Source organism: Burkholderia sp. Tr-20355 (assembly GCF_017104685.1).
In the GTDB taxonomy this organism is placed as follows: Bacteria; Pseudomonadota; Gammaproteobacteria; order Burkholderiales; family Burkholderiaceae; genus Burkholderia; species Burkholderia seminalis.
The window spans coordinates 1-10,501 of the sequence record NZ_JAAGPK010000223.1; the positions used below are offsets into that span (position 1 = coordinate 1).

At 68.4% G+C, this 10,501-nt stretch carries 9 protein-coding genes and 1 pseudogene; 3 read left to right on the plus strand and 7 right to left on the minus strand.

Annotation, left to right across the window (positions count from 1 at the left end; genetic code table 11):
* The 3 genes and pseudogenes from G3N62_RS36175 to G3N62_RS32035 all read left to right on the plus strand — a co-directional run.
* Positions 1-111 (plus strand): annotated as a pseudogene (locus G3N62_RS36175) (cobalamin biosynthesis protein CbiG); the annotation flags it as partial.
* A gap of 34 nt (positions 112-145) precedes the next feature.
* Positions 146-748 carry a cob(I)yrinic acid a,c-diamide adenosyltransferase gene (gene cobO / locus G3N62_RS32030; RefSeq protein ID WP_034186911.1) on the plus strand — a complete coding sequence of 201 codons (603 nt, stop codon included), beginning with the start codon at positions 146-148 and terminating at the stop codon, positions 746-748.
* 2 nt (positions 749-750) lie between these two features.
* Positions 751-2,055 (plus strand): cobyrinate a,c-diamide synthase, encoded by a 1,305-nt coding sequence (locus G3N62_RS32035; protein ID WP_124669083.1) that lies wholly within the window; start codon positions 751-753, stop codon positions 2,053-2,055.
* Positions 2,056-2,083: 28 nt separating this feature from the next.
* Here the strand turns inward: G3N62_RS32035 and bamE are convergent, their stop codons facing one another.
* The 7 genes from bamE to G3N62_RS32070 all read right to left on the minus strand — a co-directional run.
* On the minus strand, positions 2,084-2,623 hold the full coding sequence (bamE, locus tag G3N62_RS32040; RefSeq protein ID WP_034186913.1) for an outer membrane protein assembly factor BamE: 540 nt from the start codon (positions 2,621-2,623) through the stop codon (positions 2,084-2,086).
* 157 nt (positions 2,624-2,780) lie between these two features.
* Entirely contained in the window at positions 2,781-3,944 is a 1,164-nt protein-coding gene (locus G3N62_RS32045) for a M20 aminoacylase family protein (protein WP_034186914.1), read from the minus strand.
* Between the two features lie 470 nt (positions 3,945-4,414).
* Positions 4,415-5,431 carry a GNAT family N-acetyltransferase gene (locus G3N62_RS32050; protein ID WP_124607952.1) on the minus strand — a complete coding sequence of 339 codons (1,017 nt, stop codon included), beginning with the start codon at positions 5,429-5,431 and terminating at the stop codon, positions 4,415-4,417.
* Positions 5,431-6,270 (minus strand): N(5)-hydroxyornithine transformylase PvdF, encoded by an 840-nt coding sequence (locus G3N62_RS32055; RefSeq protein WP_034187026.1) that lies wholly within the window; start codon positions 6,268-6,270, stop codon positions 5,431-5,433. The genes G3N62_RS32050 and G3N62_RS32055 overlap by 1 nt, the downstream gene beginning before the upstream one ends.
* An 86-nt stretch (positions 6,271-6,356) precedes the next feature.
* The gene (locus tag G3N62_RS32060; RefSeq protein WP_059557728.1) at positions 6,357-8,624 is read right to left on the minus strand and encodes a TonB-dependent siderophore receptor; all 2,268 of its coding nucleotides are present in this window, start codon (positions 8,622-8,624) and stop codon (positions 6,357-6,359) included.
* A 22-nt stretch (positions 8,625-8,646) separates the two neighbouring features.
* Positions 8,647-10,023, minus strand: a complete 1,377-nt coding sequence (locus tag G3N62_RS32065) for a lysine N(6)-hydroxylase/L-ornithine N(5)-oxygenase family protein (RefSeq protein ID WP_124669085.1) — start codon at positions 10,021-10,023, stop codon at positions 8,647-8,649.
* 32 nt (positions 10,024-10,055) lie between these two features.
* Positions 10,056-10,501, minus strand: a 446-nt coding sequence (locus G3N62_RS32070) for a GNAT family N-acetyltransferase (protein ID WP_206141425.1), incomplete at its 5' end; no start/stop codon positions are given.

A 10,501-nucleotide genomic window follows, 5' to 3' on the forward strand; every position in this document is an offset into this window, starting at 1 on the left:
TGCGGAGGGATTTGGGGCCCAGCAGCCGGCCATGCGGCGCCGCATGGCCGGCTGCTGGGCCCCAAATCCATCCGGGACGGCGTGACGGTTGCCCTCGCCGGCCCGCTCTGAACCCTTTGTTTCGCTTTCGACAGGACGATTTCCGATGAAGACCGATGCCGAATCCCATCAGCGGATGACCGAACGCCGCCGCGCCGGCCACGAGAAGAAGCAGGCCGCCGCCACCCTGGAAAAGGGCCTGCTGATCGTCAATACCGGCAACGGCAAGGGCAAGAGCACGGCTGCGTTCGGCATGGCCGTGCGCGTGCTCGGCCACGGCATGCGGCTCGGTGTCGTGCAGTTCATCAAGGGCGCGCTGCATACGTCCGAGCGCGACTTTCTCGGCGCGGTCGCGGAGTGCGATTTCGTGACGATGGGCGACGGCTATACGTGGAACACGCAGAACCGCGACGCCGATATCGCGACCGCGCGCAAGGGCTGGGACGAGGCGCGCCGGATGATCGAGAGCGGCGACTACCGGATGGTGATCCTCGACGAGCTGAACACCGTGCTGAAGTATGAATACCTGCCGCTCGACGAAGTGCTTGCGACGCTCGCCGCACGTCCCGCTTCGGTGCACGTCGTCGTGACGGGGCGGCACGCGCCCGATGCGCTGATCGACGCGGCCGATCTCGTCACCGAAATGCGGCTCGTCAAGCACCCGTACAAGGAGCAAGGCGTGAAGGCGCAGCGCGGCGTGGAGTTCTGAGCGTGCCGGCCTGCCCCGCGCTGTTCGTCAGCGCACCCGCGTCGGGCCAGGGCAAGACGTCGGTGACGGCCGGTCTTGCACGGCTGCACCGCCGGCTGGGCCGCCGCGTGCGCGTGTTCAAGACCGGGCCCGACTTTCTCGATCCGATGCTGCTCGAGCGCGCGAGCGGCGCGCCCGTGCATGCGCTCGATCTCGGGATGGTCGGCGAAACCGGCTGCCGCGCGCTGCTCGCCGATGCCGCGCGCGACGCGGATCTGATCCTGATCGAAGGCGTGATGGGGCTGTTCGACGGCACGCCGAGCAGCGCCGATCTCGCGGCCGCGTTCGGCGTCCCGGTCGTCGCGGTGATTTCGGCGAAGGCGATGGCGCAGACATTCGCGGCGATCGCGTTCGGGCTCGCCCGGTTCAGGCCGACACTGCCGTTTCACGGCGTGCTGGCAAACCGCGTCGGCTCCGCGCGGCATGCGGAACTGCTGCAACAGGCGCTGCCCGGCGACCTCCGCTGGCTCGGACACGTGCCGGCCGATGCGGGCATCACGCTGCCGGAGCGGCATCTCGGCCTGCATCAACCGGCCGACATCGACGATCTCGATGCGCGGCTCGAGCGCGCGGCCGACGTGCTCGCGCGGACGGCGCTCGCCGAATTGCCGCCGGCCGTCGCGTTCGCGGCACCGGACGCCGCGGTGCCGCTGCCGCGCGCGCTTGCGGGCAAGCGGATCGCCGTCGCACGCGATGCGGCGTTCTCGTTCATCTATCCGGCGAACCTCGCGCTGCTGGATGCGCTCGGTGCGGCGGTGCGGTTCTTCTCGCCACTCGCCGACGAACCGGTGCCCGACGATTGCGACGCGCTGTTCCTGCCGGGCGGTTATCCGGAATTGCATGCGGCGACGCTCGCGGCGAATGCCGGGACCGCGCGGACGATTCGCACGCACGCGGCGGCCGGCCGGCCGATCGTCGCGGAATGCGGAGGGATGGTGTATCTGTGCGAATCGCTGACCGACGTGGACGGCGTGACGACGCCGATGCTGGGCGTGTTGCCGGGTCATGCGACGATGCAGCGCCGGTTCGCGGCGCTCGGCATGCAGCAACTCGAGACGCGCAACGGGCCGATGCGCGGCCATACGTTCCACTATTCGCGGTTCGCGACGCCGCTGGTGCCGGTCGCGAGCGCCGCGCGCCCCGACGGCGCGCCGGGCAGCGGCGAAGCCGTCTACCGCAGCGGCGCGATCGTCGCGACGTACATGCACATGTATTGGCCGTCGAATCCGGAGATGGCGGCGGCCCTGTTCGGCGGCACGGCATTCTGACGGAACAGCCTGCGTGCGTGCCGCGACGTCAGGGCTTTTCGCGCCCCGGCGCCTCCGAGCGCGACGTCCGGATCACGGTGCCGTCGGGCGAGAAATGCGCGTTGAACATCGCGTCGCCCGATACGCCGCCCTCGGCCCAGTGCCAGCTCCACACCTCTTCATGGCTCAACGCGTATTGCGCGACTTCGGTCGGTTTGCCGAGCAGTTGCCGCACGTCGTCCTTCGACATGCCGGGCACGACCTTCGCGATGTTGGCCGCGGTCAGCGCCTGCGTGATCGACACGAGCCGGCCGTCCGGCCCGAAATCGAGCATGTAGGTACGCGTGCCGTACGGGCCGCGCGGATACTCGAAGCGCTGCGAGCCATCGTCGCCCTGCCTGACCATCTCGGGCTTGCCCGCCTGGCGGAGCACGTCCTCGGTCGTCGAGACACCCGGCTGCAGTTTGCCGAACGCGAGCGGGTCGGGCTTGATCGAATTCACCGCGTCCGCCACCTTCTGGTCGTCACACCCGGCCGCCAGAACGCCCACCGCACAGGCCGTCAGCACGGTCAGAAGCTGTTTTCGCATGTCATTCACACCTGTATTCATCGAGCCAATCCGGCGTCGCGCGCAGCGTAGCACGCGACCTGTCCCGCCGATGTCAAGGAGCGTCAAATCCGAGCACATCCGTCGCGGCCGGAAAAGCTCATGCGAGCCCGGCAACGACGACGTTCGCGAAACCGCGTCACACCAGAAACGCCTCGGCCAGCTTGACCCAGTACGACGCGCCGGTCGGCAGCGCCGCGTCGTTGAAGTCGTAGCCCGGGTTGTGCACCATGCAGCCGCCCTCCCCGTCGCCGTTGCCGATGATCAGGTAGCAGCCCGGCCGCTTTTCGAGCAGGAACGCGAAATCCTCGCTGCCGGTGAGCGGCACCATCCCGTCGATCAGGTTTGCATCGCCGACCCACTCGCGCGCCACGCCGCGCGCGAACGCCGTCATTTCCGCGTCGTTGACGAGCACCGGGTAGCGGCGCTGGTAGTCGATCGTCGCGGTCGCGCCGAACACGGCGGCCTGCGCGTGGACGACTTCCTTGATGCGCGTTTCGAGCAGGTCGCGCACGTCGGGCTTCAGCGCGCGCACCGACAGGCGCATCTGCGCGCGATCGGGAATCACGTTCGGCGCGTCGCCCGCGTGGATCGCGCCGACCGTGACGATCGCCATGTCGAGCGGCGATACGTTGCGCGACACGATCGTCTGCAGCGCCAGCACGATCTGCGCGCACACGACGACGGGATCGATCGCCTTGTGCGGCACCGCGCCGTGGCCGCCGCGGCCTTGCACGTCGATGACGACGGTATCCGACGACGCCATGAACGGCCCCGGCAGGAAACCGAATTGGCCGGTGGGGAAGCCCGGCATGTTGTGCATCGCGAAGATCGCATCGCACGGGAACTGCTCGAACAGCCCTTCGTCGAGCATCTTCTTCGCGCCGCCGAGCCCTTCCTCGGCCGGCTGGAAAATCAGGTTCAGCGTGCCCGAGAAACGGCGCTCGCGGGCGAGATGCTTCGCGGCCGCGAGCAGCATCGCCGTGTGGCCGTCGTGGCCGCACGCATGCATCTTGCCGGCGATCGTGCTCTGGTACGGCAGCCCGGTCGCCTCGTGGATCGGCAGCGCGTCCATGTCGGCACGCAGGCCGAGGCGCCGCGCGCCATCGCCCACCTTCAACTGCCCGACGACGCCGGTTCCGCCGAGCCCGCGATGCACCGTATAACCCCACGACTGCAACTGCTCCGCGACGAGGTCGCTCGTCGCGAATTCCTCGAAACCCAGTTCGGGGTGGGCATGAATGCGGTGCCGGATCTGGATCATTTCGTCGGCCAGGCCTGCGGGGATCACGCTGTGCGTCACGGTGTCGTCTCCTGAAGTACGGTGCGGAACATGCAGGCAACGATAGTCGATTCGACGGCAACCGGACAGACGGAAAGTCGTCGCGGTGGCAACCTGGAGTTGCCGGATGCGGGCACGACTCGCGCCGCAGGGGCCCGACCATCTGGACGACTGCCCGGCGTGCCGTCGACACGCAAAACTGCGCGCTTCACATCGATGGTTCGTATGAGAGGAAAGCGTGGCCGCTCATGTAGAGAAAATAGTGCCTTTACATCAAAGGCTTGCGAAATCCTGTTCACTTTTTGACGCTTGTACGTTTTTTGTGTGCGCTGATGCAAAAGTGAACAAGCGATCCTTCCTGATGCGCGAGAACACCACGCTCCCGAGGTCGAAACAGCACCTTCTCGACGAAGCCTGCCCTGCGTTCGGCCGCGCAACCCGGCGCTTCGATGCGCGGCCCGTGCGCGTGCCGACGCCGCGCGCCCGTGCCGTCACGGCAAGCGGAAAGTGTCAAAGAACGTATCGCGCTCGATCACCGTGAGCGCCGCGCGCTTGTGCGGGAAATCGAATTCCTTCAGCGTGTAGAACCCGAGCCGGTGCATGTACGCGATGTGCCGCACGTGATCGACGCGCGGCTCGCCGACGAGCCGCTGCGTGCGCGGTTCGTCGACGAACATGTAGTGCAGCACCCCGCTCCACCACGCATGCAGCTTGCCGGCGCTCTGGAAGCGCGAGTCGCCGATCAGCAGGTGCAAGCCGCGGTCGTAGTCGTGCGCGTCGTAGAACGGCGCGAGGCGGTCCTCCTTCGCCCAGTAGAACTCGAAATAGCCGAACGGCGTATCGTCGAAATAACCGATCATCGGGTGCATGTGCGGATCGGCGAGCCGCTCGGCAAGGTAGGCCGCGTGCTCGTCGCGCGTGCCGCGCTGGTCCCAGAAATGCGCGACCCGATCGAGGTTCATCCAGCCGCTGAACAGGTCCGCATGCGCGTCGACGTCGACGGTGCGCAGGCTGAAGGTCATCCCGACCTGCGGCATGTAGCGCGCATAGATCTCGCCGGCCGGCGACGGCGGGCGCACCGGATGCCGGTGGCCGTTCGTGATCGCGTAGCGCAGCGGCATCCCGCCCGACGCGGGCGCCTTCAGCCACGGCCGCGGGTTCTGCCAGAACGTCGTGCGCGACACGGTGAGCCGCAGCGTGTCGCCCACGACCTGCGCGCCGTCGATCACGCCCTCGCGCACCGCGCGCGCGACGTACGACTCGACGGCTGCCGCCTCCGCGCCGGCGAGCGGCACCGAGATCGTCGCGATGTCGTACCGCGTGTCGGTGTTGAACAGCGCGACGAACGCCGCGAGCAGCTCGTCCGGCGCACCGTCGGGCCGCCAGGCGTCGAGCGTGTGCTCGACGACCGCCACGGCCTGCCCCTGCGCGGCTCCGTCGAGCGCGGCAGCCACCTCGCCTGCGACGGCGTCGGCGGCACCGGCCGGTTTCGTCAGCGTGTCTTCCATCACAGTACTCCCGCGTCGTGGCGGTCGGCGAGGACATGCAGCCCCCGCTCGAGCGCCGGGAACAGGCTGCGCTGGAAGTTGTTCCAGCGCAGTTCGAGAATCGTGTCGTCCGGCGCGATCGGCGTGTCGAGCACGTCGCAGATCACCTCGCCGGAATCGATGCCGTTGTCGACGTAGTGAAACGACGCGCCCGTCATCGTCACGGGCTCGACGGACGACGTCGTGCCGCTCGCCCAGTCGACCCGTTCGCCGCGCGCGCCGTGCAGCGCATCGAGCGTCGCCCACGCGCCGCGCCGCTGGTACGGCGAATCGTCGGCCGTGATGCCGGGGTGGATGTTCGCGATGCGCCGGTGAAAGCGCGCGCCCGGCCGCACGAGCTCGTCGAGAATCACGAGCAGCCCGTCGAGCACGACGATGTCGGCGTCGAGGTCGAGCAGGCGCTCGAGCAGGCGGCGCTCGAACGCCTGTTTGCCGGCCACGCGCTCGCGCGCGTCGCGCGGCAGCCGCCGGTACGTCGACGGAATCGCGCTGAACAGCGCGTCGACCGGCGTGCCCTGCACCGTCAACCCCTCCGGCAGGATCCACGGGCGGCCCGGCGTGCGCGCGAAGCCGTAGTCGGCCACTTTCGCGCGGTCGGCCGGCGAGCCTTCGTCGTCGTCGACGATCACGCCCTTGAGCGTGTAGCGCTCGCCGAGCGGCGAATCGTTCAGGCGTTCGACGAGGAATTCGAGCGGCGCCTTCATGTAGCGCGTGCCGCCCCGATAAGCGACCGGCTGGCCGGCGCGATCGGCCGCGCCGTTGCGCAGCGACTGGATGTAGACGAGATTTTTTTTCGGCATGGATGCGTCGAGGAAAAGCGGACGAAGGCGCCGCGGCCCGCCCGCGCCGGCCGCGAAGGCCGGCCGGCGGGCCGCGGCGCGCAACGTCACCAGTTGTATTTCGCGGTCGCGATCACCGTGCGGTCGGTTCCGAACACGCAGACGTTGTACGACTGGCAACCGCTGATGTAATGGCGGTTGAACAGGTTCGTCCCGTTCACGGCGAAGCGCCAGTTACGCACGTCGTAATGCAGCCCCGCGTCGAACAGCGTGACGCTCGACACCGTCAGCGAGTTGTCCGCCGCACCGGCCGACGCGCTCTGGTAGCGGATGCCGCCGCCGAGGCCGAAGCCCGCGAGCGGCCCCGTGTGCCACGTCCAGTCGGTCCACAGCGACGCCATCTGGCGCGGCCGCGGAATGTCGACCGGCCAGTTGTTCAGCGACACGTCGTTGGCCTGCACGTTCTTCACGTCCTGGTAGACGTACGACGCGATCACCGACAGATTCGACGTGACCTTGCCGGTCGCGCTCAGCTCGATCCCGCGCGAACGCACTTCGCCCGTCTGTACCGACTTCGTGCCGGTCGGGTCCTGGCTCGGCAACGCCGACGTGAGCACGTTGGTCTGGTTGATCTGGTAGATCGCCGCGTTCAGCATCAGGTTCTTGCCGGGCGGCTGCCAGCGCAGGCCGGCCTCGATCTGCTTGCCGCGCGTCGGCTGCGGCAGCCCGCCGCCGAGCAGGTTCACGCCGATCAGCGGGTTGAACGACGTCGCGTAGCTGACGTACGGCGACAGCCCGTAATCGCCCTGGTACGTGAGGCCGACGCGGCCGGTAAACGCCGTGACGTCCGCCTTCGTCGACGTGCCGCCCGCGCGGTCGTCCATCCGCATGTTGACCCAGTCCTCGCGGCCGCCGAGCGTCAGCGTCCAGCGGTTCCACTTGATCTGGTCCTGCGCGTACAGGCCGAACGTGTTCATCGTCGTGTACGTGTTCGTACGGAACGTGGTGTCCGGATTCGAGAACACCGACAGCGTGACCGGCGTATAGACCGGGTTGTAGATGTTCAGCGGCGACGCGGCGGCGAGCCATTCGCTGTCGGTCGCGGTCTGGCGGTTGTACTGGAAGCCGAGCAGCAGCGTGTGCTGGAGCGGGCCCGTTGCAAACCGGCCTTCCAGGTTGTTGTCGATGTCGAAGCGGCTGTAGTTCATCTGGAACACGCCGGCCCAGCGCGACACGTCGGTCGTGCTGCCGTCGACGAAGCCGTTGCCGAACACCGAGCCGTTGTCGAGCGACAGGTGCATCAGGCGCGTGTTCTGGCGGAACGTCCACGCCGGCGTCAGGTTTCGTTCGAACTGGTAGCCGACCGACCACTGCTTCTTGCGGTAGTAGTTGAAGTTCGGGTCGCCTTCGTAGACGTCCTTGTTGATTTGCCCGTTCGGGTTCGGCAGCACCGTGCCCACCGCCGGGACGAAGTTCGACGAGATGTCGCCCCAGTCCTGCAGGTACGTCGCGGACAGCGTCAGCGACGTATCCGCGTCCGGGCGCCAGCGGAACGACGGCGCGAGCGCGACGCGCTGGTCGTTGTTCGGACCGGTCAGCGCGTTGCCGTCGCGTGCGACGCCGACGAACCGGTACGCGTACTTGCCGTCCGGGTCGAGCTTGTCGCCGACGTCGATCATGAACTGCTTGCGCGCGTAGTTGCCGATTTGCACCCCGGCCTCGCGCACGCGCTCGCCGTCGGCGAGCTTGGTCTGCACGTCGATGATCGCGCCCGGGTCGCCCGCGCCGTACAGTACCGAGGTCGGCCCGCGCAGCACGCTGATGCTGTCGATCATGTACGGATCGACACGCCAGCTGGCGAGGTTGATCGTGTTCGGCACCTGCAGGCCGTTCACGTAGGCCGTCGGCGTAAAGCCGCGCAGCGCCGCATACCAGTCCGAACGGTTGTCCGAACCGTACGACGAGAAGCCCGGCACGTAGCGCAGCGCCGCGTTCACGTCGGTCGCGCCGGTCATCTCGATCTGCTGCGCGGTGACGACGTTGATCGTCTGCGGGATCTCGTTGATCGGCGTGTCGGTCTTGGTACCGGACCGGCTGCGCTTCGCGACGAGCCCGACCGTGCCGTCGCCGGCCGAGGCCGCGTTGACGGTGATCGCCGGCAGCGTGCCGTTCTGCGCGCTGGTCGACGAACCGGCCGCCGCGCCGTTCTGTGCACTGCTGGCCGACGCCGCGACGCCCGCGTTCACGGCCGGCGCCGTCTGGGCGTATGCGTGCCCTGCCGCCGCCGTACCGAACGCCACGCTCGCCGCGGCTGCGATCGCACGCAAACGCGTGCCTGTTGCCCACTCCATCTTTCTCTGCTCCACTTTTTTCATGCGGTCTCCGACCGCGCCTTTGTCAAAGAGCGAAAGCCATCCGGCCCGCGCTCACCCCGTTTTCCGGTCGTTTTTCGTGCATTGCCCGGGCCGCGCCTTCGTCATGGCCGGGCGCGATCCCGTCTTCGAGCGACGCGCAGATTTCGTCCGCGCGGCGCGCCAGTACCGACAGCAGCGTGTCGGACAATCCGTGGCTGTCTTCGCAGCAGCCTTGCAGGTAGATGCGCGGCGCGAAGTCCGCGGGCGTCGCGAGCAGGTAATCGCGCGTGACGTCGCCGCGCGTGAGCGCATCGCCGAGGTGCGGCGCCAGCCCTTCGAGCAAGGCCGAGTGCGTGTCGCGGCGGTAGCCGGTCGCGAGCACCAGCGCGTCGAAGCGCTCGACGCGGGTGGCGCCGCTCAACCGGTCGCGCAGCGTCAGCTCGATGCGGCCGTCGGCCGTGCGCACCGCGGCCTCGATCGCGCTGTTCGCAAGCAATGCATGGCGCGGCGTGCCGTCGATGCGCTGCAGGTACAGCATTTCGTAGATCTGCTCGATCAGCGGCCGGTCGACCACCGCGTAGTTGGTGTCGCGGTAGCGCTCGAGCAATGCGCGGCGCGCGTCGTGCGGCTGCGCATAGACGACGTCGGTGAACTCGGGACTGAAGATCTCGTTGACGAACGGGCTGTCGTCGGCCGGCTTCAGCGCGCCGGCACGCATCACGAGGCTCGCGTCGACATGCGGGAAGCGGCGCGCGAGGTCGATGAACACCTCGGCCGCGCTCTGCCCCGCGCCGATCACCGCGACGCGGCGGCGCTCGCCGTCGGGCGATGCGACGAGTCGGTCGATGTCGGTCAGGTACGACGACGAATGGATCACGCGGTCGCGGCCGAGCGCGGCGAACGCGTCCGGAATCGCGGGCGTGCCGCCGACGCCGACCGACAGCGCGCGCGTGACGCGCTGGCGCTCGTGGCCCGCCGCGTCGCGCGACAGCACGCGCAGCGCGTCGATCTTCGCGCCGTCGCCACGTACCGGCTCGATCGCCAGCACGGTCTCGCTGTAGTGCACGCGGTCGTCGAATGCGTCGGCGACCCAGCTCAGGTAGTCGTGGAATTCGACGCGGGTCGGATAGAAGTTCTTCAGGTTGACGAATTCGTTCAGCCGGCCGCGCTCGAACAGGTAGTTGATGAACGTGTAGCGGCTTTTCGGATCGCGCATCGTGACGAGATCCTTCAGAAACGAAATCTGCATCCGGCAGTCGTCGAGCAGCATCCCGCGATGCCAGCCGAATTCCGGCTGGCGCTCGACGAAGCAATGGGCGAACGTGCGCGCGCCGCTGCGCTCCGCGAGGCGCACGGCCAGCGCCAGATTCGACGGCCCGAAGCCGACGCCGATCAGGTCGAATACGGTTTCTCTCTGCATGTCTCAGCTCCCTTGTCGGTGAATCCGGCCCGTCAGACGTGACGGCCGGAGAAGAACGTCTCGCGCAGCGTGCGCATCCACAGCGGCTGCGCGTCGGCCAGCGCGAGACGGCGCTGCCGCGCGAAGCCATGCCGCGCGAGATGGTCGGCAACCCGCGCGTGGCCGGCCGGAACGGCACAGCCGACCGCTTCGGTACGCGGGTCGTCGAGAAACAGGTAATGCACGACGGACGGCAACCAGCCGGCCACGCAATGCGGGCCGCGCCAGCGCGACTCGCCGACCAGCATCCGCAGCCCGCGGTCGTAGTCGCGCGCCGCGACGTGCGGCGCGAGCGCGTCTTCCTTCAGCCAGAACGCTTCGAAATACGCGAACGGCTCGCCGTCGAAACAGCCGACGAGCGGCGTCACGTGCGGATCGGCGTCGAGGGCGGCGCCTCGCGCGCCGTCCGTGCCGCGGGGCGCGGGGTGCGCACCCGGCC

What these genes read in the sequence shown, in the direction of transcription:
- G3N62_RS32055 (WP_034187026.1), bottom strand. Translation starts at nt 6,270, where the DNA reads ATGCCGAAAAAAAATCTCGTCTACATCCAGTCGCTGCGCAACGGCGCG.
- G3N62_RS32050 (WP_124607952.1), bottom strand. Translation starts at nt 5,431, where the DNA reads ATGGAAGACACGCTGACGAAACCGGCCGGTGCCGCCGACGCCGTCGCA.
- cobO (WP_034186911.1), top strand. Translation starts at nt 146, where the DNA reads ATGAAGACCGATGCCGAATCCCATCAGCGGATGACCGAACGCCGCCGC.
- bamE (WP_034186913.1), bottom strand. Translation starts at nt 2,623, where the DNA reads ATGCGAAAACAGCTTCTGACCGTGCTGACGGCCTGTGCGGTGGGCGTT.
- G3N62_RS32065 (WP_124669085.1), bottom strand. Translation starts at nt 10,023, where the DNA reads ATGCAGAGAGAAACCGTATTCGACCTGATCGGCGTCGGCTTCGGGCCG.
- G3N62_RS32060 (WP_059557728.1), bottom strand. Translation starts at nt 8,624, where the DNA reads ATGAAAAAAGTGGAGCAGAGAAAGATGGAGTGGGCAACAGGCACGCGT.